Consider the following 26,779-nt stretch of genomic DNA (forward strand, 5'->3'; position numbering starts at 1 on the left):
TTTTAAAATATCCGTCTTCTAAAATTTAAAACTTCTCCGGGTTGAGCAGCACATAAGCGATATATATAAATACTGCAACTGCGATTATAAATAGGATACTCATAGTCTTGATTTTTGAGTTTGATTCTCGATTACCTGTTGTTGATACACCCCCTGTAGCTGATATGGAATACGTCTATAAAACTGTTCCCATTGCTGTTGGTCACACTGTCGTCTAAAGCTCTCAAACGCACGTACTACCATATTTTCAATTAGATAGCGCACGTACTTATCCCCCTTTTGGTATACCTGTCCTAAGAACCGTATATGCATACAGGCATCCTTTAAGCGATTTGTCAGTAATAACGTCCTCAAAAAATTGACCACTGCCTGTAGCACTCCAGCGATGTTGCGCTTCTTTGAAAGCAGATCTATCTCTTCTTCGATCTCTTTACAATCATGTGCTAGATAGGTAGCCATGTTTTCTTCATTTACCCTTTTCATATTAATTAGTTCTCTAAGATAACTTTCAAATATTCCTTTCGCAGCTCTTTGGGCAGCAGAGCCATGTGCTGCTTTAGACTGGCTGGACATTCTTCCTGTATCAGTTCGCACAGAAATTCATTTTCTATGGCGTTTTTGGTGTACCTATTACCACTTTGATATAGAAGATTCACCACCTTGCCTATATCTTCCACCCATTGTAAGTCTTCATCTGTTCCTGTACGGATTCTATCCATACAGGAACAGGCCAGACGTCGCAACATCTGATAATCTGACTCTTCATCGCAGGCTTGCTGGATTCCCGGAATCCATTGCGTTAGCGTACTTTTAATTTTGGTTTCCATTTTTACTGTCTTTATCATCTAGATATTCTCGAAAAAAGAGACTGATCTGAACAATAACCAAAAACAGATAAGCCCCACAGTTAATAAAATAATTGACAACATATTTTTCTTTGTTTACTCCTTAATGCCAAAGTTTATTCCAAGTCAATCCAAAAAAACACAAACAACTATCTATCAACCAAAAACAAACAGAAGTACTTATTCATCAACAAAAAAAGCCTATCAAAATGATAGGCTCTTTCTCAAAATGAGTGCGTTTTATTTTAATATGATTTACAATTTATATTCGTCTATCTTCCGATACAGGGTAGCTATGCCAATCTGTAAAAGGCGTGCAGCCTCCGCTTTATTACCACCAGTGTGCTGTAGTACTTTATGAATATGGATACGTTCTATTTCAGTCAACGCCATAGAAGATGAGCTACTGTTTTTTAAACCGTCGTACTGCATTTCTAAAGGCAATGTTCCTACATCTACACTATCATTATCTGCTAAGATTACACTTCGTTCGATAACATTCTTTAGTTCCCTGATATTACCTTTCCATTCGTTTTTCTCCAGTAGCTCTAGATACTCTGGACTCAGGGACAAGGGCTTTTTACCCGCCTTAAGTGAAAATTCCTGAATATAGTGTAGAGCAAGGCCCTTTAAGTCCTCCTTCCTATCACGCAGAGCCGGAAGGTGAATTACAAAAACAGAAAGTCTGTAAAACAGATCACTACGAAAAGTATCTTTAGCAATCTCTTCTTCGAGATTCCGATTAGTTGCCGCAATGATACGCACATCCACCTTCGTAGGTTTAGAATCTCCTACCCTTAAAAACTCTCCTGTTTCCAGTACCCGTAATATTTTAGCTTGAAGCTCAACTGCCATCTCGCCTATCTCATCCAGAAATATAGTACCTCGATGCGCTTCTTCAAATAATCCCTTTTGGTCTTTGTTTGCGCCAGTGAAAGCGCCTGCGCGATGTCCGAAAAGTTCATTTTCCAAAAGCTCACGACTGAATGCCGAACAATTTATAGCGACGAAGTTTGACTTGGAGCGGGTGCTTTCTTGATGTATTGACTGTGCAAAGACTTCCTTTCCGGTTCCTGTCTCTCCTGTAAGCAATACCGTGGTATCGGTAGCAGCTACTCTTTTTGCTAAATCTATGGTTTGTTGTAAAATTTTAGATTTACCCACTATTTTATCAAAAGAATATTTTTTTACCAATCTATTTTCCAACTGATTCACCTTCTTCGCCAAAGAAGCTTTATCATTCGCCTTATATAAAAGTGGGATTATCTTATTATTATCGTCTCCCTTCGTAATATAATCAAAGGCACCATTCTTCATCGCCTGTACACCGTCGGGTATATTGCCGTAAGCTGTCAATAAGATAACCTCCACGCAAGGATATTTTTCCTTGATATACTTTACGGTATCCACACCACTTCCATCGGGAAGCTTCACATCGCAGATCACCACATCGATATCCGTAGACTCCAACCTTTTCAATCCCGCTTTAATATCAGCTGCCTGAAAGACTTCAAACCCCTCCAGACCGATAATCTTGGCCATTAACTGCCTTAATTTATCTTCGTCATCAATAATTAGTACCTTATTCACTTCATGTTCATTTGAATACGAAGCTATTAAAATTCCAGCTATTCCAACAACATTCTCTATTAAAGATTTCTTCGTACCTATTCCTCCCTTATCCGACCCAAATACCACAGAATATTACTATTTTTAGTCTTCACCGATAACTTAAGTATTACAATCATGGAGCAAGTGGATCGTCAACAGGAACTAATAAGAATTAACCAACTAGACTCCATCCTATTAGCGGATGATTATCAAATTCCCCTATACCAGATTTTACTAGTAGACAAAGTTACTATTACACAAGTCGATTTCACAGCATACACTATTCCTGCGCATTCGATTCTTTTTCTCAGTCCTTATCAACACTTACAAATCCACGGCGCTCCTCATTTATGTTACAGACAGCTCACCTTTCATGGAGATTATTATTGCATCGAATACCATAAAAAAGAGGTAGCCTGCAACGGCATACTATTCAATAATATTTATATACAACCCTATGTAACAGTTGGAACATCCTTATTCAACGAAATGGAACGGATATACCAAAAAATAGCAGACGAAATCTCCTTATCTCCTGACAATTCAGACTCTATCATAAAAGCCTACCTACAGCTATTATTGGCACTTTGTAGTAAAGAGAAGAAGTTAATAATGGAAGGATTCACGCCATTAGACCAGATTAACCACACTATAGGTAACACCTTTCAGAAACAGTTAGAACAACTATTCCGCACCCAAAAATCGGTAAAATATTATGCTGATCAAGCAAATATAAATTTGGACAGTTTCAGCAAAAAAATCAGACAACAACTCGGCAAATCCCCATCCTTACTTATTCAGGAACGCACTGTTTTAGAAGCAAAAAAACTACTCCACCTCACCCATTTACCTATTAAAGAGATTGCAGAAACCTTAAACTTCAATGACGAATATTATTTTAGTCGATACTTTAAGAAAAATGTTGGCATCTCCCCGTCTCAATACCGAGAGAAGGTAGGCATATCCATCGTAGCAAAATAATCTATGGTATAGTCGAATTTGTCCATTCCGTGATCATCAAGTATAACATATTTTTGTGTATACCAAAGAAAGTCACAGATATGCAGTACATCTTACAGTTTCTAGCAAACTCACAATCGAACTTCATACATTTAATGCGAATCAGTATCTTTATTGTAATGGCATGGATAGGTGGGTTAAAGGCTTTTCAATATGAAGCCGACGGCATTGTCCCCTTTGTCGCCAACAGTCCATTTATGAGCTTTTTCTATCAAAAATCAGCCCCTGAATATCAAAATTATAAAAACCCAGAAGGCAAAACCGTACAGAAGAACATAGATTGGCATCTATCAAACGGTACCTATGCATTTTCGTATGCACTCGGTTCGGTCATTGTTATTATCGGTCTTCTCACCTTAGCGGGGATATGGTCTGCGAAGTTGGGGTTGATTGGAGGAATACTGACATTTGGTATGTCCTTAGTCACCTTATCCTTTCTTGTTACTACGCCTGAGGTATACGTTCCTAATCTCGGGGGCGACTTCGCTACTCCCCACTACGGATTTCCCTACCTATCGGGTGCAGGTAGATTGGTACTGAAAGATATCATCATGCTCGCAGCTGGTCTAGTGGTAGCATCCGATTCGGCACAGCGTCTGATCAAAAGCAGCTGTTAACCTTTTTAAACCCGCAAAATACAAAAAATCGAATAACTAATTGTGATTGCAATAGATATAATCTATGCAATAATTCAAGGCAGCACCTTCTGTTTTTCCTATTTTAGCAAGGCTTAGAAAGGAAAAGTACAATCTCCTGCTAAGCTTTCAACGGCTATTTTAAAAAGTGTAGATCAGATACGTGAATAAAAATACGCCATTGCCAAACATAATTTAAAAGCCTCCAAAGGGTTCATATTTTAACTTTATCGTAAGCGATGACAAAACTTATCAATTTAAATGTCTTTAAAGACTTTTTTCAATCAAGTAATGCAGGCGGGATTATTCTATTTATCTGTGTTATTATCTCCATGATTTTAGCAAACACCGATTTTGCCGTCCCCTTGCAAAATATACTTGATCATCCTATCGGATTTGAGAACGAAAGTGTTCATCTCCGCTACCCTATCCTTCTCTGGATTAACGACGGTTTAATGGCTATTTTCTTCCTTCTAGTTGGCTTAGAGATCAAACGGGAGATTGTAGAAGGAGAATTGTCATCTCCTCAAAAAGCATCTTTACCTATTTTATGTGCTATAGGCGGAGCCGTAGTACCAGCCATCATATACCTGGGTCTCAATGCTGGACAAGAGACCGCATCAGGCTGGGGAATTCCAATGGCGACAGATATCGCTTTTGCATTAGCTGTGATCAATCTATTGGGCAACCGTATACCAAGCAGTCTAAAGATATTTCTAGCCGCTCTGGCTATTGTGGACGATTTAATAGCCATCCTCGTCATTGCATTTTTCTATTCCTCAGGTATCGAGACAACCTACCTATTGTATGCAGCTATTGGCCTCGTAGTTCTGATTATCATGAATAGAATGAACGTACTCAATCCTTATCTATATCTTATACCAGGAATATTTATTTGGTATTTTGTCCACCATTCGGGCATACACGCTACGATTGCTGGTGTATTGGTAGCCATGACTATTCCTACCAACGATACAGATATAGAGTCCCCGTTAGAACGTCTTGAGCATGCGTTGACCAAGCCGGTCAACTTCCTCATCATCCCACTGTTCGCCTTTGCCAATACAAACATCACACTTGAAAGCGAAATGCTGGCTGGACTAACATCTTCACTGGGATTAGGTATCTCCTTGGGACTATTATTGGGCAAACCAGTAGGTATCCTGTTAACTTCTTACCTATGTACAAAACTAAAATTAAGTAGTCTACCGGAAGGTAGTACCTGGCGTCATATTTTGGGGGTAGGTCTCTTAGCCGGTATTGGTTTCACCATGTCCATATTTATAGCCATCCTTTCTTTTGGTGACCCATTACATGTTTCTGAAGCTAAGCTTTCCATTTTAATAACGTCTTTATTGGCCGGGATTATCGGTTATCTGACCTTGCTTTCGGGCAAAGTCTCTTCAAAATAAAAGTCTTAAATAAATTAAATACAGCGCGATCTATCGACGACGTAATTCTACAGATCGCGCTGTATCATAAATCAAACTTACATTTCAGCTTTACTCACCCGTACCTTATCCGAATTGAGTTTCGTCCGCAACCAGTTCTCCAAAGTTTTTACGGACTCTGCTCCCAAATCTTTCTTAGCACCATACAGCAGTACATCTTCATGATAGCTGCTATCTACATTCACCACGACCAACTGCTTTCCGATAGAAAACGGGGCTAGATCCGGGAACAAGATATTGATCTCTTGAATCAACTGCTTATCGTCAAAGGTATAACTAGCCAATTGCTTCCTTAAATTCTGAATAGTGAGGTCTTTTTCAGAAACATTATACGACTGCCTATTTATTTCCTTGAGGATATCCTGTTTCAGATCGGTACTATCCTGTCTGATACGCAACTCTGTATCTCCTATCTGATAGGCTTCCAGCCTATCGTTCAGCATGGTCAATTCCTGGTTTGTAAAGCGTTTATCCAAAAAGGCCAATTCAATTTTCTTCGGACGGCTGTTAAAACTTATCTTTTCATAAATCAACGTATATCCTTTGTCGATCAATTCACTTTTGATAAACCGATCTGCATTTTGAGCGTATTTTTTTTCTTGCAACAGCGCATAAGCCAAATAAGAACTTGGCACCAACATAACCAGTATTAATAAAGATATGATTCTTGTTATCCGCTTTTCCCGTTCCTCATCAACAAATTTCACTTTAGGATACTTCAATAGCTTTACAATCAGGAATGTTGAAATACAGATAAAAAAACAATTTATCGTGTATAAGTATAGGGCACCTGCAAAGTAACTGATATTACCTATTGCCAACCCATAACCTGCTGTACATAATGGTGGCATCAACGCTGTCGCAATTGCAACCCCCGGAATGGGGTTTCCTTTCTCCACCCTCGTAATAGCAATAACGCCTACCAAGCCACCAAAAAAGGCAATCAATACGTCATAAATATTCGGCGAGGTACGGGCCAAAAGTTCAGATTGAGCATCTTTAAACGGGCTCAATACAAAATATAAAAAAGATACCAAAAGACTCACCAATGTAGCGATGGCCAGATTTTTTAAGGACTTTTTCAACAACTCAAAATCGTACGTACCTAGTGCAAATCCAGCTCCTACAATAGGCCCCATCAATGGTGATATTAGCATCGCTCCAATGATAACAGCTGTCGAGTTCACGTTAAGTCCGACCGATGCAACTACAATAGCACAGGCAAGAATCCACAGGTTAGCCCCACGAAAGGATATGTTAGACAACACATTCTCCAGGACTTTATCTTTAGCGTCCTCCCCTTGGTGTAAATTAAAAAAATCATAAATTTTATTCATAAATCACTAATTAATCAATCCCACCATATTATAGAATTGTAGACGAATATATGTATATTCTAAAAAACAACAAAGGCAGCCAGATATTACAAAAGCATTATGTTTTCAGCACACATATTCGTATTTTGTATTCCAAAAAAGGAATCTTCCGATTCATTAGCCATGTTGTAGTAAAATGAACTTAAACTTCGATAGCCCACATTTACGCACCAATATATTAACAGGTGAAAGAGTATTGGTATCTCCTCAAAGAAATAAACGCCCTTGGCAGGGACAAATGGAAGACATTATTGTCGACGCCATGCCTCCACACGACCCTAAATGTTACTTATGCCCCAATAACTCGAGAGCAGGAGGAGCCAACAATCCAGATTATAAAGACCCCTATGTATTTATCAATGACTTTTCAGCACTGTTAGATAATACTATTAACGAGCCCATTGTAGAACCAGCAGACACAAAGTACTTATTACAAGCCACTCATGAAAGAGGTATTTGCAAGGTTATTGTTTTTAGTCCTCGGCATGATCTAACATTACCCGAAATGGAACTTGACAAAATAACGTCTGTGGTTGATCTTTGGCAGAGCGAATTTATAAATCTACAACAGATAGAATGGATCAAATACATACAGATATTTGAGAATAAAGGGACTATCATGGGATGTAGCAATCCACACCCGCATGGCCAGATATGGGCACAGCAGTCGATACCGACAGAGATTGAGAAAGAGACATACCATCTTGAAAAACACTACCAACAATATAAAACATCTCTTCTTTCAGATTATCTTGAACTCGAGTTAAGAGAACAAACACGAATAGTCACCGAAAGCCGTCATTTTGCAGTAGTAGTTCCATTTTGGGCATCCTGGCCTTATGAGACATTGATCATCAGCAAGAGGCATATACAGCACATAGGTCAATTTAAAATAGACGAAAAAAATGACCTAGCCAACATCCTTCAAAAGCTTACCATACGTTACGATAATCTTTTTCAGACCTCATTTCCTTATTCTGCAGGTATGCACCAGTCTCCAGTCAATAGCGGAGCATACACAGGTTGGCATTGGCATATGCACTTTTATCCACCATTGTTGCGATCTGCAAACATCAAAAAATTCATGGTAGGTTATGAAATGCTCGCCAATCCTCAACGAGATATTACGCCAGAATCCGCCGCCGAGATATTACGCAATCAGTCAACCATACACTACAAAAGCACCCGATAATATATCATGTACACCAAAACATACCTTAATCAACAATTTATTCAACACTTTCAAGTCGTCCCTAGCTGTATAGCCAGATCACCGGGACGTATAAATCTTATCGGCGAACATACCGATTACAATGAAGGCTTTGTTTTTCCCGCTGCAATAGACAGATACATATATGTAGCGCTATCTATCAGAGAAGACAATGAAATCCATATCTTCTCTGCCGCCTACAATACCTACTTTAAAACTACACTACATCAACAGGCCTCGGAATCAGCTCCCGAATGGGCTAGGTATATATTGGGGGTCGTACAACTAATAAACGACAAAAAAAGTATAAAATCGGGTATCAACCTCTTTCTAGACGGAGATATTCCTCTTGGGGCAGGCCTATCCTCGTCGGCCGCGCTAACCTGTGCCACAGGTTTTGGAATCAATACACTTTTTCAACTGGGATTATCGCGTTTAGAAATAGCACAAATAGGACAGCAGACCGAGCACAGATACATCGGTGTCAATTGTGGCATTATGGATCAATTTGCCTCTATTATGGGCAAAGAAAACCAAGCTTTTGTCCTAGACTGTAAAGACCTATCATACCGTTATTTTGAATTACAATGGCCAGAATATGAAATTCTCCTTCTCAATAGCAATGTGAAGCACAATCTCGCCTCCTCAGCATACAACAAACGTAGAGAAACCTGTGAGCAAGGTGTCGCATGGGTAAAAGAAAAGTATCCTGAATTAAACACCCTGCGCGATATCAATCTACAGCAGTTGGACGACATAGTTCGTCCTCTATCCGAGGATATATTTAGAAAATGCAGGTTCGTTGTCCAAGAGAATATGCGAGTACAGCAAGCCAGTGACACTATTCAACGTAAAGACATCACGCAGTTTGGCCGGCTTCTTTATGAAGCACACTGGGACTTGAGTAAGGATTATGAAGTCAGTTGTGCAGAGTTAGACTTTTTGGTACACTTTGTACAAGGACTTCCCACAGTAGCAGGCGCCCGTATGATGGGCGGTGGTTTTGGAGGCTGTACCATCAACATTATCAAAAAAGGCGGTTCAACCGCACTGATTGATAAAATAGCCACCGCTTACTTCGATCGATTTGGAAAGTCTATTTCGCCAATACAAGTAAAACTAAGCAACGGGACCTCACTATTAGAATATTAAAGTCAAAAAGTAATCCGTGTATTTCCATTGAGAACAATCTAACCAAACAACCTTTATATAAACCCAATATGGCTATTCAAGATTATATCGTTTTTTTAGTGTATTTCATTATCGTGGCAGGTTATGGAATATATATCTACTTCAAGAAAAAATCTGCTATCGAAGGTTCCAAAGACTATTTTTTAGCAGAAGGTTCTTTGACATGGTGGGCTATCGGTGCCTCCCTGATCGCTTCTAATATCTCCGCCGAACAGTTTATAGGTATGAGTGGCTCTGGTTTCAAAATAGGGTTAGCTATAGCCACCTACGAGTGGATGGCCGCTGTTACCCTACTAGTTGTAGCGGTATTTTTTCTTCCAGTCTATCTAAAAAATAAGATTTTCACCATGCCACAATTTCTCCATCAACGGTACAATGGGACCGTTGCTTTAATTATGGCGGTCTTTTGGTTATTACTTTATATCGTTGTCAATCTCACCTCCATACTTTTTCTTGGCGCTCTTGCGGTATCCAGTATTTCAGAATTAGACTTTAATCTATGCATGTATGGGTTAGCCATATTTGCGATATTTATCACCCTGGGCGGTATGAAAGTAATCGGGTATACCGATGTTATACAAGTATTCTTTCTAATCTTTGGCGGACTGGCCACCACCTATTTGGCCTTAGATTTAGTATCCAGCCACTTCGGCGGCACTGGCATTTTGGACGGTTACCGGCATGTCACGACCCATGCCTCAGAACATTTCCATATGATATTACACCCCGATAATCCCAATTACATAGACCTGCCCGGACTAAGTGTCCTAATCGGAGGTATGTGGGTGATCAATTTAAGCTATTGGGGCTGTAATCAATATATTACCCAACGGGCCTTAGGAGCAGACCTTTCGACTGCACGGAATGGACTCCTATTTGCGGCCTTTTTAAAACTTTTAATGCCTATTATCGTTGTTTTGCCAGGCATTGCTGCTTACGTACTCTATAAAGAAGGACTCTTTCAACAAGAAATGTCCAGCGGTGGAGAGCTTAATCCAGATCGGGCCTATCCTGTCCTCCTGAATCTTCTCCCTACAGGACTAAAAGGCTTATCCTTTGCAGCATTGACTGCCGCCGTCGTCGCTTCTTTAGCAGGAAAAGCAAATAGTATTGCCACTATATTCACACTAGACATCTACAAAAACCTCTTTCACAAAGAGGCTTCAGAAAAAAAACTGGTCAATATTGGTAAGATAACAATTGTAGTCTCTATGCTATTAGCCGTAATAATAGCCCCACACTTAGGAATAGACAAAAAGGGAGGCTTTCAATATATACAAGAATACACCGGATTTGTGTCTCCCGGGATTTTCGCTATGTTCTTATTGGGTTTCTTCTGGAAGCGGACTACCTCCAACGCGGCTTTGTTTGCGACGATCGGAGGTTTTCTATTTTCTTTGCTTCTGAAATTTTTACCCAAAATGGTAGACCTGTCCTTCTTAGCGTCCGCCGGATTTGCTGTTCCGGTCAACGGAATCTATGAAATACCGTTTATAGATAGAGTTGCTATGGTATTTATTACCTGTTTAATAGGAATGTATCTAATAAGTATATATGAAAACAAAAAAGGAGTGATACCAAAGGGGCTTGAGATAGATGTAAAGATGTTCAAACTCGACCATTCGTTTGCTGTCGGTGCATTATTGGTATTAGGTATTACAGCAGCTTTATATACGTTATTCTGGTAACATCACATGGTTACAAGAGCTCGCTTAACATATATAAAAATAAATTTGCATTTGTGTAAAAGATACACTATCTTTGTGGCATCATAATTTAGGTTTATAATTGGTTATAAAGGTTTTCATTCTCCCCGTTTGAAAACCTTTTTTTATGCCCCTATTTTCACGGTTTACCCCCTATTTTGTAAAGCTTCTTTATAGGTACGCAATGCGCGTTCTCTCGCAAAAACATGTTCGACAATACGATTCATTGACTTAGATTCAAAATCAGGATTCCAACGTCTTACATAACTTAAGTCCTTATCAAACTTTCTAAGCTGTTCATCCGGATTGAATACCCGAAAATACGGAGCCGCATCACAACCACATCCCGCCGCCCATTGCCAATTTCCTACATTTGCACTACAATCGTAATCCAATAGCTTTCCTGCAAAATAAGCTTCGCCCCAACGCCAATCAATCAAAAGATGCTTGGTCAAAAAGCTAGCGACCACCATCCGCACCCTATTATGCATAAATCCTGTCTCATTCAGCTCGATCATACCCGCATCAACCAGCGCATACCCCGTCTCTCCTTTGCACCACCGTTCGAATGCCGACTCATCATTGCGCCATGGTATCGACTCATATGCAGATTTAAAACATTCACGTTGCGACTGCGGATAATGAAAGATAATCTGCATAAAAAACTCGCGCCAGATCAGTTCATTCAGCCACACTTCATTCCACCGTTGGGCCATTGACACACATTTACGAATAGAAATAGTCCCAAACCGTAAGGCTATTCCAATTCTGCTAGTAGCATCCAATCCCGGGAAATCCCTGTTTTTATCGTAGTCTTTGATATCTTGCCCTTCCAATTTAGGCTTCACATAATGAATGTCCGTCTTTTGAAAACCAATATCTGCCAGTGTAGGTATCTCTTTAAAAGGAAGTTTTTTGAAGCCAGCATCAATGATTTCAAAGGGAACCAAATCTTTCGCAGACAATTTAGATTTCCATATACGACTATAAGGAGTATACACCGTATAGGGGGTTCCATCCTTTTTTAAGACATCAAATTCCTCAAAGATCACCTGATCTTTATAGGACTTAAATCCTATCCCCTCATTTTTCAACCAAGCTCCAACTTCAATATCTCTTCCAACCGCATCGGGTTCATAATCTTTATTGCTGTACACCTTATCAATGTTAAACACCTGTGTCAACTCCTTAAAAACAGCAAGGGGCTTTCCGACATATACATAGATATCCGTACCTAATATCCTTAACTGTTCCTGTAGCGAGCATAAGGCTTGATGAATATAATCCACCCTCCGGTCCTCGACAGTCGGTAGTTTAGATAATATATCAGGATCAAAAATAAAGATTGGGATCACCTCTCCCCCCTCATTCAAGGCCCTAAATAAACCATGGTTATCCTCCAACCTCAGGTCTCTACGAAACCAAAATAAATTCACTTTCTCCTGCATTCACTCCTTAGATTTAATACCCATATTATCTTTGTCTGTTAACTCCTTAATCTTCATAAATTGTATACTTTTTACGCATCAGCTTATACTTGGCCAACGCATCTGCCCAGCTGGCGCGTATCTCTTTCTCACTAGTACCTCTCTCAATCTGTAGACGTAAATCATCTACACCCGACAAGTTTTCAAAACGACCGATCTGATCTGAAAAACTTTGGTCAAAGAATTTATCCTTTTCAGGCGATTTTTCATACAATTCCATAATCCATGCTAAATTAAGCTTTTTACGCTTTACCAAGCTATGCAGATCATATCCGCGTAAATCCAGTCCATAACACTTTTCATTCATAAACAACGGTTTCTCACTCATGCCCTTCTTACTCACCGGCGTAAAAGAAAAGCTATAGATACCTTTGTAGGCAGGGCTCCCAATAACTGTAAATGGATAATCAGTACCTCTGCCATGATTCACTTTAACGCCTTCAAACAGACAGGTACTCGGGTATAAAAGAATACTTTGTTCTGTATTTAGATTAGGCGAAGGGCTCACGGGCAATTTATACAACATATGGTGCGCATATCCTTCTACAGGAATAATCTTTAATTTGCACTTCTTCGCAGTTGACATCCAGCCCTCTCCATTTATCATCTGTGCAAATTCCGCTATCGTCATACCGTGGGCTATCGGCACCGGAAATTGACCTATACCTGACCTGTGCTTCATATCCAGGATAGGTCCATCGATCAGATACGCGTTCGGGTTAGGCCGATCAAGGATCAACAATTCTTTACCCTGCTCCGCACAGGCTTCCATAATATCGCGTAGCGTATTGATATTCGTATAAAAACGTACACCCATATCCTGAACATCAAAAATAAAAACATCGATATCGGCAAGATCTGCAGCAGAAGGCTTCCTTTTACTGCCATACAAAGAAAAGATCGGTATTCCCGTCTTTACATCCACCTCATCACTCACCTCTGTACCATTACTCGCATTACCTCTAAAACCATGCTCAGGTCCGAATATCTTTACAATCTTTACCCCCAACTTCAATAGACTATCAACCAGATGCTCTTTTTTAATAACTGTAGAAGGGTTTCCCAAAATAGCGACACGCTTGCCTTTCAGATAAGGAACATAGCTTTCTGTCCGCTCAGCCCCCGTCCGAATCCGGTCGTTACAATAGTCCAAAGACGTTTGCGCCTTTAATCCCCATATCGTCCAGAAAAATAGACTAAAGAAAAATACTATTTTAAAATTCATCGCAATCTTGATTTAATTTGTTCCTTAAACCTAAAAAAAAAATCCCTTATCTACAATTAGACGCCTTATTACCAGTAGTTAACTTTGACGGTTAGACGTCTGTCTGTTAGTTTTTATCAAATAAAGTTTGTATCTTTGTTCCAATATCACAAAGGCCCCTATTTCTTATCCTTGAGCCAAGTCCGCTAATTTAAGACATACACCTTTCATTTTTATTTATATAATAATCTTTAATTCTATTTAATGGCTAAAAGTCAACTTACATTCAACAAAAAAGAACGCGCGAAGAAACAACAACAGAAGAAAAAAGAAAAGCAAGAAAGACGTGAGGTAAACAAATCCAATAATAACAAAGGAAAATCATTGGAAGAAATGTTTGCTTACGTTGACGAATTCGGAAACATCTCGGATACACCTCCTACACAGGTTTATAAGTTTAAGGAAGAAGATTTGCAACGCCCTGTTGATAATGAAGACGAATTCCTTTACGGTAAAGTTTCCTATTACAACGAAACTGGAAATTATGGTTTCATCAGGGACAACGAGAGCCGCGAGACAGTATACTTTAACGACAAACTAGCGGGGATGGTATTGACGCTAAATCAAAAAGTAAAGTACAAATACACAAGAACCAAACAAGGCAATCAGATTTCTGAAGTAGAACTGATGTAATTTTGTTTATAGTTCATCGATACATCATAAAGGTTGCTCAATTATCAGGAGCAACCTTTTTTTGCGAATAGTATTTGCAGATAACCTAATGGTCCCCTAGGCCTTCGGCCTGTGTATACTTATCCTTCGGCAGCATCCATCGTATTACAAAATACAGGGCTACCGCCGACAATGCCAATATACTTCCAGTTCCCAACCACAATGTATCAAATCCCAATTGATGTACGATTTGTGTCCCCAATAAGGGCGTAATAATAAAAGAGAACGAAAAACTCATCCCATTCAACCCCATATAAGCACCTTGGCTCTGTTTTCCAGATCGCAACGCTGTAATTGTTGACATAAACGGTAGCACCAATATCTCACTAACACTCAACAACGTTATAGACAGTAACAATATAGAAATATGATGATTGAATGCTAAAATAGCATAGGCAATCGCACACAACAAGGCTCCGTAAAGAATAGTTTTAGCAATCGTCAGGTATTTATCAGCAAAATTAACCACCAACATCTCTAACAAAACGATTATAAAGCCACTATATCCCAACACATAGCCTATCGTAGCCTGATCCATTTGGGCAACCTCCTTATAGAAGATAGGAATGGTATTGAAAAACTGAAAAAAACAGATGGAAAATATTGTACAGAAAAAACAAAATACAACAAACGGTATATCACGGTAAGGTGATTTACTTTTCACCGTAGATTGCATATTTAGCTCCTTTCTATGTTTTTCACGTTCTTGGACCTTTGCCTGATACTGTTTATGCCTTTTCCTAAAAAACTTGACATAGACAATCCCCGCGATCAAAGCTCCGGCCGTATTTATAGAAAACAAAAACTCATAAGAAATAGCAGAAAGAATCCCTCCTAAAGCGGGTCCAATGGAATAACCAAGATTCACAGCCATTCGATTCAATGAAAATGCCCGCGTCAGATTTTGGGGTTTGGCATACTTTGTTATAGCTACAGAATTGGCGGGTCGGAATGTTTCGCTGATAATACTCTGCACCAATATAATACAAGCCATCCCCTCTACAGTAGGAAAAAATGGAATTAGCACAAATAAAGGTGCACTGAGGAATAAGCTTAAGCTTTGCACCCTATACTCGCCAAATCGATCCGTAAAAAAACCACCTAACCAAGATCCGATTACCGAACCTATACCGTAAAAGCTAAGTACAATACCTGTGTGCGTAATGTCAAACTTCAGGTGATCTGCCATATACACCCCCAAAAAAGGAATAACCATAGAACCGGTACGATTGATCAACATCACAATCGAAAGCATCCAAGCCTCTTGAGATAAGCCCTTAAAGGAATCCGTATACGCGCGTAGTATTTTCACCTGACTGTTTTTAATTAATAATCCAACATTTTATCCCTATCTGCCCAAAAGTACAAAAATCTTTGTACAGGATCCTCATAAGACTATTTTATAACAAAACTTTAATAACATGTCACTACTATAAAGTAAAGCACTTATCTACAACATCACTTTCACTTAAATTAACAAACACCTTATTTTCAAAAAAAGTAAGATGTACTAAAAAACGTAAGACAAAGAATAGATGTACCGAAATAATATCAGAACAATCCCCAAAAGGCACTAGAATTCTACAAAATATTCGGAAGTATATGGTGATCGAACACAAATCGCTCAAGATACTTTACTTTTGTTAGGCTAAGGATTTTTCAACACCCCTTAAGGTGCTCGATGGTGTATTTTTACATACAGTCCGTAACTAATAGAACTAAACAGCAAGATGAAATACTGGAAAAAAATAAATTTTGACGAACAGCGCCAACATATCGCAGATGCGCTTTCAAAAAACATAGACTATCAAAAGATTATAACCCTAGGCGTACCTGGTTCCAAATTGGACAGTCAGGTGTTTTACGACCAAGCCTCCTTTCTCAAAGAAGCTCCTTTCCTACAGTCAATCGTGCAAAACCCCAATCATATCGGTTGTCACACCCTTGGCGAATCGGAACCTTATTTTGCAGGAACTCAGGAAATCGAACGGGAAGTCATAAAAATATTGAGTGAGGACATATTAAAAGCCACAGAAGACAGTTGTGATGGCTACATCGCAACAGGTGGCACCGAAGCTAATATTCAGGCCTGTTGGATGTATAGAAATTTTTTCATGCAAGAGTACGGAGCCTGTCTCGACGAGATCCTATTGATCGCTTCCGAAGACACTCATTATTCCGTCCATAAAGCCTCTAATCTGCTTCAGATCGACTTTCTCTCCATCCCTGTTCAAATGGATACCCGAGAACTTATTGAATCCGAACTAGACTGCTTGGTAGCACAAGCTCAACGGTCTGGAAAGAAATACGCTATCGTAATTTCCAATGTGGGCACAACCATGTTCGGTAGTGTAGACAATCCAGATAGTTATGCAACAGTCCTTGCCAAATACGAACTGCACTTCAAAATTCACATGGATGCAGCTTTTGGAGGTTTTATATACCCCATAGTACAATCGGAGAATAACATAGGATTCAATAATCCGCATGTATCTTCCGTCACCTTAGATGCCCACAAAATGCTTCAGGCACCTTACGGAACCGGCATCTTTTTATCTAGAAAAGGACTGATCAACTATGTGCTCACTGCCGAGGCCAAATACGTTAACGGCATGGACATCACCCTGAGTGGTAGCAGATCCGGTGCCAATGCCATAGCAGTATGGATGATATTACAAACCTACGGTCCACACGGATGGCTAGAAAAGTTGAACACCTTATTGTACAGAACCACCGTATGCTGTGGAGATCTGGACGAGCTAGGTATACGTTATTATAGAAATCCACAGATGAATATCATTACCATACGTGCCGCAGATATCCCTATCGCATTAGTTACCGAATTTGGTTTGGTACCAGATTCACACGGCGATGCCTCACAATGGTACAAAATAGTGGTTATGGATCACGTACAGATCGATGTTTTAAAACAATTTATCGAAAAATTATCCCAACACTAGGTTATAAGGGGGGCCTCCCCCCTTATAACTTTGCTTTTACAATGAGAACCAATAATTGATTTTAATCATAAAAGTATTGCTGGCTGGCAATCCAAACATCCTGTCCAGATTATTTCCCCAGCCTGGTTGATACACCATCTCATTTCGCGATTGATTATGTTCCCAGACCACATAAACCGTAGACCCTGGTAGATACTCCCAGCGTGCCACCAGATTGGAACGAAATTCATTAAAACTAAAATTAGGATTCTTAAACGTATAGGTATGATTACCCGATGTACCAATATAGCCACCATCCCCCGCTGTGAGAGCTTGATCCTCAAAATCAACAAATCTATTCTCATAGCGTTTGGCATCCATATTTTGTGCCAGCTTAAACTTATCATAGGTCGCTGTTGAAGTAAAAGGCGAACCATAATATTGGATGGAAATATCCGGTGTCACATTCATCTGTAGATTTAACGTGACACCATAGGTCTTCTGATCCATACGGCCCAAAATATACGCATTTGAATTCTCAGGATTATCAGAAGGTTTTACCGTGCCTACATATTGCAGGTTATCTTTATTCCAGGAATAGTTAAATTGTCCCGCCACCCGTACATGATTACCTACACGAAAGACCATGCTCGGATGTAGCGCATTGTATCCCGTTTTTTCATCCAAATAATGCCGTCCATTATATTCCATCTTAACCATCATAGGTTTCGCCCGATCGGTACTAACCATTGCATTTGTTTCAAAATTCGAATTATAGCGCATATCCGGTCCTCCTCGCAACCTCCGGCTGTCGATAGTATTCCAGCTAAAAGTCTCCTTGATATCCATCTCAATTCTCCGCTTGATACTCAAGCTACGCCATCGGACCGCAATATCATTATTGACAGCTTTCCCTCCATAGTTCCAAATATTCTTTTGCGTCAGGTTAATTCCTGCAAAACGAAAAGGTCCCCATGGATCCGTCCTCCTGAACACCACCTCCGACTCATTTAACTTATAGTCAGACTGTTTCATATACCCCACATCATTCAGATCAAACCCTGGAGATGCCCAACTGAAGGTCTGCGAAAAGTTCCACACCGCATTTCCCTTTTTACCTACTTTCACATAGCCACTACTGCCCTGCATCGACGTCTGGTCGGGCCTTAGATCCAAATAAGAAGCACCCGACTCCCGTTGAAAATAATGAGCTGCATTTCGCTTGGTATTCAAAATTGCCGTCGACGAACCATTTAGCGTACTGAACATTCCCTTCGCATCGACGTAATACAAGCGATTTGCAAAATACTGGGTAAAATCAATTCCTGCAGCAAATGCATTTTCGATCAACGCCTCCTTCAGATGACCCGCTTTGAGATTCCGATTTACCGCTGTCACCATTCCTCCCAACAAGGTATTACCTTCCCAGTTTTTTTGTACCCGTGCTACCGTATAGTTAGTCAGTGGTTCCGTTATTTCGCGATCATAGACTCCCTCACGCATCACCCGGGATGTAGTTTTTGCAGTTATACTTTCCAAAAGTCCTACTGTCACTCCACTTTTATTGGTTCCTGTCAGTTTCAGGGCACCGAGTATCGGTATAGGATTCGCCATACTCGCGTAATTGCTGACATTATCTATTCCTTTAGGTTGATAAGAAGGCATTGCTCCTATTCTTCGCGAATAGAACATCATTCCCCCCTCATTATTATCAAACTCTAAAATATGCTTACCTTCCAAAAAAAACGGTCTCTTTTCATCATAGAATATTTCGTAAGCAGACAGATTCATCACCGAAGGATCCAACTCTACCTGACCATAATCCGGGTTGATCGTAAGATCCATCGTAAAGTCATTCAATGCCACCTTCGTATCCAGTCCTATATTTCGTCCCCACCGATTTCCCTTCTGAAAAGGACTGTTCAGGATTTTAGGCTCTTTCGTAAATTTAGCCATTGCATATGGTAAAAATTCAATTCCCTTCGGTTTAGGTAGCTCGCTCATACCATGCATCTCTCCAAAAGAAAAGACATGACCATTATTCTTAATCGGGATCAAACTCCAATTCTGCACTTCATTATTCCTACGAATGATACGGCGCACATGCAGTCCCCATTTTCCATCCCCATTTTTCTGGTTATACCGCAACTGGCTAAAAGGAATACGTAATTCAGCAGTCCAGCAAGAATCTGTTTTATTGATATGCGTCTGTCCTTCCCACACCGCATTCCAGCTCAAATTTACAGACAGCTTATCTGTAACAGTCAGATCTGTCTTATTTCCACCCAGATTAATATTAAACTCCGAGGCCACCCTATAGTCATAATAGGTATCAAAAGCAATACTAACCAGATCCCCGTTACTATTATCATCTCTATTTCCGATGAAAGCATTCATCGTCTCTGGACGCACATCCTTGCAATAGACCCCTATATAAATGTTGACGTCGTCATAAAAAAGCTTCACTCGGGTCCAAGATGCTGTATAGGCACGTTCAAAAGGGATAACCTGTGAGAATTTCTCAGACCATTCGCCTTGTTCCTGCCATATATTTTCATCGAGCTTACCATCGATACGCGGACGCTCCTCCGAAAGTTTTGTAATATTGTATATGCGTTTATAGGCATCTTCAAAAGAAACAACTTCCTTTCTTTCATCCTGCGCCCAACATAGCGAAGAGAATAAAAGACAGCAGAAAAAAGAGCAATAATACTTCATTAATGGCTTATCGTTTTGATTAGGTTGAGATTACGATATTCCAAACTTAACTAAAATGGTTTACATATATTAACAATATCTACAATTAATTTTGATTATTTATCTGTTACGTTAATATCCAAATTTTATCCACTATATTAGTACGTATGAACATCAGGCAGGAGCTCCCACAAGATTATGCAGCAGTATTTGATTTGATACGCACCGCTTTCGAATCGGAGACACACAGCGACCATCAGGAACAGCATTTAGTAGATCGACTTCGCAAATCGAAAGACTTCATTTCAGAACTCTCCTTTGTTGCAGAAATTGATGGACAGCTTATCGGTTATCTCCTTTTGTCCAAGATTCAAATTGTCAGCGATTCGTCGACAATGGACGCCCTCGCCTTAGCACCTGTGGCGGTCCATCCCCATTATCAAAATCAAGGTATCGGCAGTAGTCTGATTCGACATGCGCACAGCAAGGCTCAAGCATTAGGTTTTGACACTATTGTAGTGTTAGGCCACGAAAAATACTATCCTAAATTTGGATATGAAAAGGCCAAAGATTATGGAATTTTTCTTCCTTTTGAAGTACCCAAAGAAAATTGTATGGTTATAGGTCTGACCGAGGATGCTCTTAAGAATAAGTCAGGTGTAGTGGTCTACCCAAAAGAGTTTATGGAATAAGTTTACTCCCCCTTTTCCAGTTCCAAAAAAGCCTGCGGCAAAGAACTGATAATATCCGAAGGCAATAAACCATAAGTTCCATATTGCTGCACAGCAATATCTGCGGCCCTACCGTGCAGGTATACCCCCATTCTCAAAGCATCAGCTGCAGTATATCCTTGACCGATTAGTGCCGTCAAGATTCCCGTCAGCACATCACCGCTCCCGCCTGTAGCCATGCCCACATTCCCAGTACTATTGAAATAAACCATCCCGTTCGGTAAAACAATGACACTATTAGCACCTTTGATCAATATATGCAACTCATATTCTGCAGCCAAGAGTTTCACTTTCTCTATTTTATCCCAGTCGTTATCCCAGTTCCCGATTATTCTTTTCAATTCTTTGGGGTGCGGGGTAAGGATGCTATGCAACGGGATTTTCGACAACAGAGTAGGCTCTTCCGCCAATATATTCAAGGCATCAGCATCGAGCACCAGAGGAGGATGTTCTAATGCCGATAAAAATTCACAAAACGCAACCTTTGTCTTTTCATCTGTCCCCATTCCTACCCCAATACCTACCGCCTGATATGTCATCACTTGGGGCATAGAAGAAATCAAATTTGTTTGTACATCCGTAATAACCATCGCTTCGGGCACTGCTGTTTGAATAATCGGGCAGCCACATTCCGGGACATAAGTTGACAGTAGACCACATCCCGATCGTAACGCCGCTTTCGCAGCCAGTTGTACAGCACCGATCTTACCATGACTTCCTCCAATAATAAGTGCGTGACCGAATACCCCTTTATGGTCAAATTTCTTACGCTTCTTATAAAACATCCTAACATCCTCCCTTGTCACGTACGAATAGGGCGAATCAACTGCATCCGTAGCATCTTTGCTAAGATCGATATCCAAGACCTCGAAAGATCCAAAAAACTTTTGATTTTCCGGCATGAGTAGCGCTAGCTTCGGACTCTGAAAAGTCAAGACTTCATCGGCATATACCACCACGGCCTCCTTTGGAGTAGGACTATCAGAGAGTAATCCTGATGGCATGTCTACAGCTATAACGCTACACACTGAGGTATTGATCTCCTCTACAAGACGGTTCCATGTAACATCCAGTTCCCTCTTTAAACCATATCCAAACAGGCAATCCAATATTACAGCATCTGTTGGTATATCCAGTTGTTCATCAAGTGAAAACTTCTGAGTCAGCGAAATGGGGTTACGCTTCTGTGCCTCTATATTATCCTTCGAATACGAATCAGACTCCAGCAGATACACCGTCACTCTGGCCAGATGCTGGCGAAGATACTGAGCGAGGACCAACCCATCACCGCCGTTATTTCCTTTTCCACAGAAAATCACAAAGCGCTGCTTTGACAACACAAATCTACGGCTCAAAGCTGACAGAAGCGCCCCGGAAGCACGTTCCATCAATTGAAAACTAGAGATACACTGTTGTTCTGCGGTCACCTTGTCTATCTCCTTCATTTGTTGAGCTGTATATATTTTCATCTGTTTTCCAAGTTATTTTTTTCGTAAACAATTGATAACCGCTATTACATCCTGTTGTCCCAAGCCCTCTTTTTGAGCCGTACGGTAAGTCTCAATCAGCGGGTTGGTCAATGGGTAATCTACTCCTGCTTCCTGTGCCAGCAATACATCCTTCAACATCAGATCTAACGCAAAAGCAGGCTTATAATCTTCATTTAGCAGAAGTGGAGTCTTTACTTTAGTCGCTCCGCTACCGCTTGCACTTTCATTAATAATCTCTAACATATCTTTCCGGGCTAGCCCCAAGCTTTCCGAAAAAAGAACCGTCTCGGCTAATCCCTGATATAACGTGGATAGAAAATAATTAATAGCGAGCTTCGCAGCTATCCCTTGTCCATTTACCCCCACATGCTTTGTTAACTTGCCCATCTTGTCAAAATAAGGCTTAGCGCGGGCAATATCCGCTACCTCCCCCCCAGCAATAATGATCAATGTCCCCTCGGCTGCGGGCACCGTACTTCCAGCCACCGGAGCATCTACAAAAGTAGCCCCCTTGCTACGCAAGGCCCTTGCAAGTCCCAGGCTTCGTTTTTGCGAGATTGTACTCATATCTACAAACAATTTTCCTTCGATATCCTGCTGTAAAATGATATCATATATTGTGACCACCGCCTCGTCGTCGGTCAACATTGTAAAGATAACATCGTTATTGCATACCAATGTCTCTACATTTGGCGACACCTTCGATTGCGCAACGAAGGCTGTAGCCTTGGCTGCCGTTCTATTATATACGGAGAGTGGAAACCCGGCTCTTTCCAAATTCTTCGCCATGGGGTACCCCATACTACCTAAACCTATAAATCCTACCTTTTCCATTGTCATACTATTGGCTATATATATGCTAGTATACGAAATTAAGGACAAAATAATAAAAGACATTTTCATCTTTTATTAAATAATCACTACCTTTGATCTATGAAATACCCTTTAAAGGGAATTTAATGTTATGGAAATTACGTCACTACTAACAAACATCAACTACGCGGAGAACCACCCTTCGGCGCAAGTATTGATCAATAACGACTATAGCAAAGAAATACGCATTGTATTTCGCGAGGGTCAAGAAATTAAAGCGCATAAAGCGCCATTCCCTATTGTCATTGAAGTTGTGGATGGTTTTATAGATTTTGGTGTAGGCAACCAACGCCACGACTTGCCCAAAGGCTCTCTTATCAGTCTAGAAAGTAATGTGGTCCATGAGCTCAAAGCATCTGTAAATAGCATTATCAGGTTATCTTTATATAAAGGAGATCGGGTAGAACGCGTACAACAGGCCGTAGAAGGTAATTAGACAAAATGGGGTTGTTTTCAAAAACATGTGAGTATGCGATGCGGGCCGTTTTTTATATTGCCAGTCACTCGACCAGTAGCAGTCGTCCTGGTATAAAAGAGATTGCCGAAAACATCAATTCACCTGAGCATTTTTTAGCCAAAATACTGCAAAAACTCACTAAAACAGGAATCATATCCTCCATTAAGGGTCCCCATGGCGGGTTCTATATTGAATCGAATGGAATGAATAGACCACTGGCCGATATTATCACCTGTTTAGAGGGGGATGAAATATTCACTGGCTGTGGCATGGGATTAAGCTATTGCTCCGAAAGCAACCCTTGCCCCCTTCACAACGAATTTAAAAAAGTAAGAAATCAGTTGACTCACATGCTTTATAATACAAGTATAGGCGAGTTTAACCAAGATCTATTGTCTGGAGCACTCACACTGAACAAATAGTTTTTTTTAACAAATAGAAGACAAAAATATCCACTATACAATAAACAAGCCTCTCAATAAAAGACAAAAATATCCTTTAATAATTTAATACACGATGACAAAAGAACAAATACAACTGGTAAAAAGCACTGCCCCTATACTACGTCAGCAGGGTGTCCTATTGACTAGCCATTTTTACAAACGTATGTTTGCGTACAATCCAGAGCTAAAACATGTATTTAATATGGGAAACCAACAAAACAGCAAACAGCAGACTGCTTTAGCGTTAGCCGTGCTCGCTTATGCCGAACATATTGAAAACCCTGCCGCCTTAATGCCTACAGTCGATCATATCGGTCAAAAACATACCAGCCTAGATATCCGTCCAGAACATTATGCCATTGTAGGAAAACATTTGATAGCCTCCATTTCTGAGGTATTGGGTGAATCCGCAAGTCCAGCATTATTAGAAGCATGGACACTAGCCTATCAGCAACTCGCTAGCATCATGAGTGGTCATGAACAAAAAATATATGATACACAGAGTTCCAAACAAGGAGGTTGGACGGGCTGGCGTCCATTCATTGTCAAGCAAAAAGTACGAGAGTCTTCACAGATCACCTCTTTCTATCTCTACCCATCAGACAAAGGACAGGTAGCGGATCATCTTCCAGGGCAATACATCAGTCTACGTTTGTTTCTACCGGAGCTCAACTTGTTACAACCCCGTCAGTACAGCGTATCCAGCTCGCCCAATGGCGCATATTATCGTATTTCTGTAAAACGCGAAGTGGGTAGCCAACATCCCGATGGTATGATCAGTAACCGCCTACACGACCATGTACAAGAAGGCGACGCTGTCGATCTAAGCGCCCCGGCTGGTTCATTCGTTCTGAACAAAGAGAGCCATGCCCATAAGGTCTTCATCAGTGGAGGAGTAGGTCAGACTCCCCTACTTTCAATGTTAGAAGATATTGTTTCGCGGCCACAGATAGACCATGCCCCCGTAACCTGGATTCATGGTTGCCGTAGCGAGCAGATACACGCATTTAAGGACAGACTTACCGAGATTAGTAGTGTTTACCAACAGATCAATCAACATATTTTCTACGAGGATATAACTGCTCCAGTGGGAAATAGATATCCAGGCCGTGTCGAATTAGATGTATTGAAAAATGAAATTCTGGGATCTAAAGCAGACTATTATATTTGTGGTCCGGCACCCTTTATCCGTAAACATTACGATTACCTGATAGCCAATGGAGTATCGCATGATGCGATACATTTTGAAGAGTTCGGCCCAGCCTCCCTGCAATTAAATTAACAAGTTTTTAACCAATCACTAACTATAATAGGGCCTTCTACAGAAATCATCAAGATTGCCCAGTAGAGGCCCTTTACTAATGATACGCATAGCTACCATCTGAATAAGTCCCATACATCTCCATTATGCGGATTCTATCTTATTGTTTATTCACCGTAATTTTTCTAAGTTTAGCATACAATTTAACAACAGCATACAACCATGATCGAAGTCAAACCAAACCCATCCATGCTCGCTTATCAGGGAAACTATGGAGAATATGGAGGATCTTATATCCCTCCTGTACTCGAAAAACAACTGCAGGAACTTGCAGTTTTTTTTGACAACGAAGCTAAAAAAACCGAATTCAATGAAGAGTTTATCCAGCTCTTGAAAAATTACGTAGGAAGACCATCAGCACTATTTCATGCTAAAAATCTAAGTGCCTACGTAGGTTCTACGATATATCTAAAACGTGAAGACCTCAATCACACCGGATCCCACAAGATCAATAATGCGATCGGTCAGATACTGTTGGCAAAGAAAATGGGAGCCAAAGAGATCATCGCCGAGACAGGCGCCGGTCAGCACGGTGTAGCTACTGCCACAGCAGCAGCTTTGTTAAATATCCCTTGCAAGGTATTTATGGGCGCTGTAGATGTCGAGCGACAGGCACTCAATGTCCGTCGTATGCGCTTATTAGGGGCGGAGGTTATCGCCACCGAACTGGGCAGTAAGACTTTAAAAGATGCTGTTGATGCCGCATTGGGTTATTACATCGAAAATCCAACGGCTTACTACCTCTTAGGTTCGCATGTAGGGCCACACCCCTACCCTAAAATGGTAGGTTATTTTCAGTCCGTTATCGGCCAAGAAGCGAAACAGCAAATACTAACTTTTGAAGGCCGCCTTCCCGATAGCATATTCGCTTCAGTAGGAGGAGGATCCAATGCCATAGGTCTTTTTTCAGGTTTTTTGGAAGACAATAAGGTAGCAATCCACGGCGCAGAAGGAGGTGGAGATGGGACTTACCCCAATACTGCCGCTACACTTTCTTTCGGCAAGCCTACCGTATTTCAAGGTACACGTTCTTATTGTTTGGTCGACGACAACGGCCAACCGATCGCTTCCAAATCCATCGCTGCCGGATTAGATTATCCAGGAATATCGCCACAGCATGCTTATCTCAAAGATACCAACCGTGCGCAGTATTATCCGGTGACCGATCAAGAAGCCATCGATGCCTATAAATTATTATCACGCTTAGAAGGTATTACAACAGCCATCGAGAGTGCCCATGCAGTAGCGTTGGCTATTAAATTATTAAAAGACAAAAATGCTTTAGCTATCGTCAACGTATCCGGAAGAGGAGACAAAGACGTAGAGCGTGAGATGTAATAACTTTTCACATTATTTGTGC

General features: G+C 40.6%; 24 protein-coding genes. 13 read left to right on the forward strand and 11 right to left on the reverse strand.

The features are described from left to right. Window positions 1–25 precede the first annotated feature (25 nt). From G7B18_RS19360 to G7B18_RS02500, 4 genes are all read right to left on the reverse strand, one after another. On the reverse strand, window positions 26–103 hold the full coding sequence (locus G7B18_RS19360; RefSeq protein ID WP_079642702.1) for a potassium-transporting ATPase subunit F: 78 nt from the start codon (window positions 101–103) through the stop codon (window positions 26–28). Next, window positions 100–483: a hypothetical protein gene (locus G7B18_RS02490; protein WP_164110621.1), complete on the reverse strand. Its 384-nt coding sequence runs from the start codon at window positions 481–483 to the stop codon at window positions 100–102. Before G7B18_RS02490 ends, G7B18_RS19360 begins: the two co-directional genes overlap by 4 nt. Before the next feature lie 5 nt (window positions 484–488). Continuing rightward, window positions 489–827 carry a hypothetical protein gene (locus tag G7B18_RS02495; RefSeq protein WP_164122017.1) on the reverse strand — a complete coding sequence of 113 codons (339 nt, stop codon included), beginning with the start codon at window positions 825–827 and terminating at the stop codon, window positions 489–491. Window positions 828–1,100: 273 nt separating this feature from the next. Continuing rightward, window positions 1,101–2,435: a sigma-54-dependent transcriptional regulator gene (locus G7B18_RS02500; RefSeq protein WP_164122060.1), complete on the reverse strand. Its 1,335-nt coding sequence runs from the start codon at window positions 2,433–2,435 to the stop codon at window positions 1,101–1,103. 156 nt (window positions 2,436–2,591) lie between these two features. Between G7B18_RS02500 and G7B18_RS02505 the strand changes: the two genes are divergently transcribed. The 3 genes from G7B18_RS02505 to nhaA all read left to right on the forward strand — a co-directional run bounded on the left by G7B18_RS02505 (window position 2,592) and on the right by nhaA (window position 5,523). Next, window positions 2,592–3,437 (forward strand): helix-turn-helix domain-containing protein, encoded by an 846-nt coding sequence (locus tag G7B18_RS02505; RefSeq protein WP_164110625.1) that lies wholly within the window; start codon window positions 2,592–2,594, stop codon window positions 3,435–3,437. A gap of 80 nt (window positions 3,438–3,517) precedes the next feature. Continuing rightward, window positions 3,518–4,093 carry a reactive chlorine resistance membrane protein RclC gene (rclC, locus tag G7B18_RS02510; protein WP_164110628.1) on the forward strand — a complete coding sequence of 192 codons (576 nt, stop codon included), beginning with the start codon at window positions 3,518–3,520 and terminating at the stop codon, window positions 4,091–4,093. Between the two features lie 257 nt (window positions 4,094–4,350). Next, on the forward strand, window positions 4,351–5,523 hold the full coding sequence (gene nhaA, locus G7B18_RS02515) for a Na+/H+ antiporter NhaA (RefSeq protein WP_164110630.1): 1,173 nt from the start codon (window positions 4,351–4,353) through the stop codon (window positions 5,521–5,523). Between the two features lie 77 nt (window positions 5,524–5,600). Here nhaA and G7B18_RS02520 read toward each other — a convergent pair whose 3' ends face one another. Beyond that, window positions 5,601–6,899 carry a DUF389 domain-containing protein gene (locus G7B18_RS02520; protein WP_164110632.1) on the reverse strand — a complete coding sequence of 433 codons (1,299 nt, stop codon included), beginning with the start codon at window positions 6,897–6,899 and terminating at the stop codon, window positions 5,601–5,603. A gap of 175 nt (window positions 6,900–7,074) precedes the next feature. Here G7B18_RS02520 and G7B18_RS02525 point away from each other — a divergent pair, with 175 nt between their 5' ends. The 3 genes from G7B18_RS02525 (at window position 7,075) to G7B18_RS02535 (ending at window position 11,027) form a co-directional block, all read left to right on the forward strand. Continuing rightward, window positions 7,075–8,130 carry a UDP-glucose--hexose-1-phosphate uridylyltransferase gene (locus tag G7B18_RS02525; protein WP_164122018.1) on the forward strand — a complete coding sequence of 352 codons (1,056 nt, stop codon included), beginning with the start codon at window positions 7,075–7,077 and terminating at the stop codon, window positions 8,128–8,130. Between the two features lie 6 nt (window positions 8,131–8,136). Beyond that, on the forward strand, window positions 8,137–9,300 hold the full coding sequence (galK, locus tag G7B18_RS02530; RefSeq protein ID WP_164122019.1) for a galactokinase: 1,164 nt from the start codon (window positions 8,137–8,139) through the stop codon (window positions 9,298–9,300). 68 nt (window positions 9,301–9,368) lie between these two features. Further along, entirely contained in the window at window positions 9,369–11,027 is a 1,659-nt protein-coding gene (locus G7B18_RS02535) for a sodium:solute symporter family transporter (protein ID WP_164122020.1), read from the forward strand. 164 nt (window positions 11,028–11,191) lie between these two features. Here the strand turns inward: G7B18_RS02535 and G7B18_RS02540 are convergent, their stop codons facing one another. Together G7B18_RS02540 and G7B18_RS02545 are read right to left on the reverse strand one after the other, a co-directional pair. Continuing rightward, entirely contained in the window at window positions 11,192–12,493 is a 1,302-nt protein-coding gene (locus G7B18_RS02540; protein ID WP_164110640.1) for a cryptochrome/photolyase family protein, read from the reverse strand. 46 nt (window positions 12,494–12,539) lie between these two features. After that, window positions 12,540–13,757 (reverse strand): exo-beta-N-acetylmuramidase NamZ domain-containing protein, encoded by a 1,218-nt coding sequence (locus tag G7B18_RS02545; RefSeq protein WP_164122021.1) that lies wholly within the window; start codon window positions 13,755–13,757, stop codon window positions 12,540–12,542. Window positions 13,758–14,000: 243 nt separating this feature from the next. Here G7B18_RS02545 and G7B18_RS02550 point away from each other — a divergent pair, with 243 nt between their 5' ends. Then, on the forward strand, window positions 14,001–14,429 hold the full coding sequence (locus G7B18_RS02550; RefSeq protein WP_205600311.1) for a cold-shock protein: 429 nt from the start codon (window positions 14,001–14,003) through the stop codon (window positions 14,427–14,429). Window positions 14,430–14,514: 85 nt separating this feature from the next. Here the strand turns inward: G7B18_RS02550 and G7B18_RS02555 are convergent, their stop codons facing one another. Next, window positions 14,515–15,780 carry an MFS transporter gene (locus G7B18_RS02555; protein WP_240452752.1) on the reverse strand — a complete coding sequence of 422 codons (1,266 nt, stop codon included), beginning with the start codon at window positions 15,778–15,780 and terminating at the stop codon, window positions 14,515–14,517. Between the two features lie 418 nt (window positions 15,781–16,198). On the opposite strand from G7B18_RS02555, the gene G7B18_RS02560 reads away from it, so the two are divergent. Continuing rightward, entirely contained in the window at window positions 16,199–17,428 is a 1,230-nt protein-coding gene (locus tag G7B18_RS02560) for a pyridoxal phosphate-dependent decarboxylase family protein (RefSeq protein ID WP_164122022.1), read from the forward strand. 36 nt (window positions 17,429–17,464) lie between these two features. Here the strand turns inward: G7B18_RS02560 and G7B18_RS02565 are convergent, their stop codons facing one another. Beyond that, window positions 17,465–20,125, reverse strand: coding sequence for a DUF5916 domain-containing protein (locus G7B18_RS02565; protein WP_164110646.1), 2,661 nt, complete (start codon window positions 20,123–20,125; stop codon window positions 17,465–17,467). A gap of 146 nt (window positions 20,126–20,271) precedes the next feature. Between G7B18_RS02565 and G7B18_RS02570 the strand changes: the two genes are divergently transcribed. Then, complete coding sequence (locus tag G7B18_RS02570; protein ID WP_164110648.1) at window positions 20,272–20,796, forward strand: GNAT family N-acetyltransferase; 525 nt, start codon at window positions 20,272–20,274, stop codon at window positions 20,794–20,796. A gap of 2 nt (window positions 20,797–20,798) precedes the next feature. On the opposite strand, the gene G7B18_RS02575 is transcribed toward G7B18_RS02570, so the two are convergent. Then, on the reverse strand, window positions 20,799–22,304 hold the full coding sequence (locus G7B18_RS02575) for an NAD(P)H-hydrate dehydratase (protein ID WP_164110650.1): 1,506 nt from the start codon (window positions 22,302–22,304) through the stop codon (window positions 20,799–20,801). Between the two features lie 12 nt (window positions 22,305–22,316). Beyond that, on the reverse strand, window positions 22,317–23,165 hold the full coding sequence (locus G7B18_RS02580; protein WP_164110652.1) for an NAD(P)-dependent oxidoreductase: 849 nt from the start codon (window positions 23,163–23,165) through the stop codon (window positions 22,317–22,319). Window positions 23,166–23,289: 124 nt separating this feature from the next. On the opposite strand from G7B18_RS02580, the gene G7B18_RS02585 reads away from it, so the two are divergent. The 4 genes from G7B18_RS02585 (at window position 23,290) to trpB (ending at window position 26,757) form a co-directional block, all read left to right on the forward strand. Next, window positions 23,290–23,634, forward strand: coding sequence for a cupin (locus tag G7B18_RS02585; protein ID WP_164110655.1), 345 nt, complete (start codon window positions 23,290–23,292; stop codon window positions 23,632–23,634). Window positions 23,635–23,639: 5 nt separating this feature from the next. Continuing rightward, window positions 23,640–24,077: an RrF2 family transcriptional regulator gene (locus G7B18_RS02590; RefSeq protein WP_164110657.1), complete on the forward strand. Its 438-nt coding sequence runs from the start codon at window positions 23,640–23,642 to the stop codon at window positions 24,075–24,077. Between the two features lie 94 nt (window positions 24,078–24,171). Then, window positions 24,172–25,380: an NO-inducible flavohemoprotein gene (gene hmpA, locus G7B18_RS02595; protein ID WP_164122023.1), complete on the forward strand. Its 1,209-nt coding sequence runs from the start codon at window positions 24,172–24,174 to the stop codon at window positions 25,378–25,380. Window positions 25,381–25,581: 201 nt separating this feature from the next. Beyond that, window positions 25,582–26,757, forward strand: a complete 1,176-nt coding sequence (gene trpB, locus G7B18_RS02600; protein WP_240452753.1) for a tryptophan synthase subunit beta — start codon at window positions 25,582–25,584, stop codon at window positions 26,755–26,757. Window positions 26,758–26,779: the final 22 nt, after the last annotated feature.

The sequence above is a fragment of the Sphingobacterium sp. xlx-130 genome, assembly GCF_011007405.1.
Classification (GTDB): Bacteria; Bacteroidota; Bacteroidia; order Sphingobacteriales; family Sphingobacteriaceae; genus Sphingobacterium; species Sphingobacterium luzhongxinii.

Bases quoted from the DNA above. Each gene is read 5' to 3' on its own strand.
- G7B18_RS19360 (WP_079642702.1), bottom strand. From the start codon at position 103: ATGAGTATCCTATTTATAATCGCAGTTGCAGTATTTATATATATCGCT.
- G7B18_RS02490 (WP_164110621.1), bottom strand. From the start codon at position 483: ATGAAAAGGGTAAATGAAGAAAACATGGCTACCTATCTAGCACATGAT.
- G7B18_RS02495 (WP_164122017.1), bottom strand. From the start codon at position 827: ATGGAAACCAAAATTAAAAGTACGCTAACGCAATGGATTCCGGGAATC.
- G7B18_RS02505 (WP_164110625.1), top strand. From the start codon at position 2,592: ATGGAGCAAGTGGATCGTCAACAGGAACTAATAAGAATTAACCAACTA.
- rclC (WP_164110628.1), top strand. From the start codon at position 3,518: ATGCAGTACATCTTACAGTTTCTAGCAAACTCACAATCGAACTTCATA.
- nhaA (WP_164110630.1), top strand. From the start codon at position 4,351: ATGACAAAACTTATCAATTTAAATGTCTTTAAAGACTTTTTTCAATCA.
- G7B18_RS02520 (WP_164110632.1), bottom strand. From the start codon at position 6,899: ATGAATAAAATTTATGATTTTTTTAATTTACACCAAGGGGAGGACGCT.
- G7B18_RS02525 (WP_164122018.1), top strand. From the start codon at position 7,075: ATGAACTTAAACTTCGATAGCCCACATTTACGCACCAATATATTAACA.
- galK (WP_164122019.1), top strand. From the start codon at position 8,137: ATGTACACCAAAACATACCTTAATCAACAATTTATTCAACACTTTCAA.
- G7B18_RS02535 (WP_164122020.1), top strand. From the start codon at position 9,369: ATGGCTATTCAAGATTATATCGTTTTTTTAGTGTATTTCATTATCGTG.
- G7B18_RS02540 (WP_164110640.1), bottom strand. From the start codon at position 12,493: ATGCAGGAGAAAGTGAATTTATTTTGGTTTCGTAGAGACCTGAGGTTG.
- G7B18_RS02545 (WP_164122021.1), bottom strand. From the start codon at position 13,757: ATGAATTTTAAAATAGTATTTTTCTTTAGTCTATTTTTCTGGACGATA.
- G7B18_RS02550 (WP_205600311.1), top strand. From the start codon at position 14,001: ATGGCTAAAAGTCAACTTACATTCAACAAAAAAGAACGCGCGAAGAAA.
- G7B18_RS02560 (WP_164122022.1), top strand. From the start codon at position 16,199: ATGAAATACTGGAAAAAAATAAATTTTGACGAACAGCGCCAACATATC.
- G7B18_RS02565 (WP_164110646.1), bottom strand. From the start codon at position 20,125: ATGAAGTATTATTGCTCTTTTTTCTGCTGTCTTTTATTCTCTTCGCTA.
- G7B18_RS02570 (WP_164110648.1), top strand. From the start codon at position 20,272: ATGAACATCAGGCAGGAGCTCCCACAAGATTATGCAGCAGTATTTGAT.
- G7B18_RS02575 (WP_164110650.1), bottom strand. From the start codon at position 22,304: ATGAAAATATATACAGCTCAACAAATGAAGGAGATAGACAAGGTGACC.
- G7B18_RS02580 (WP_164110652.1), bottom strand. From the start codon at position 23,165: ATGACAATGGAAAAGGTAGGATTTATAGGTTTAGGTAGTATGGGGTAC.
- G7B18_RS02585 (WP_164110655.1), top strand. From the start codon at position 23,290: ATGGAAATTACGTCACTACTAACAAACATCAACTACGCGGAGAACCAC.
- G7B18_RS02590 (WP_164110657.1), top strand. From the start codon at position 23,640: ATGGGGTTGTTTTCAAAAACATGTGAGTATGCGATGCGGGCCGTTTTT.
- hmpA (WP_164122023.1), top strand. From the start codon at position 24,172: ATGACAAAAGAACAAATACAACTGGTAAAAAGCACTGCCCCTATACTA.
- trpB (WP_240452753.1), top strand. From the start codon at position 25,582: ATGATCGAAGTCAAACCAAACCCATCCATGCTCGCTTATCAGGGAAAC.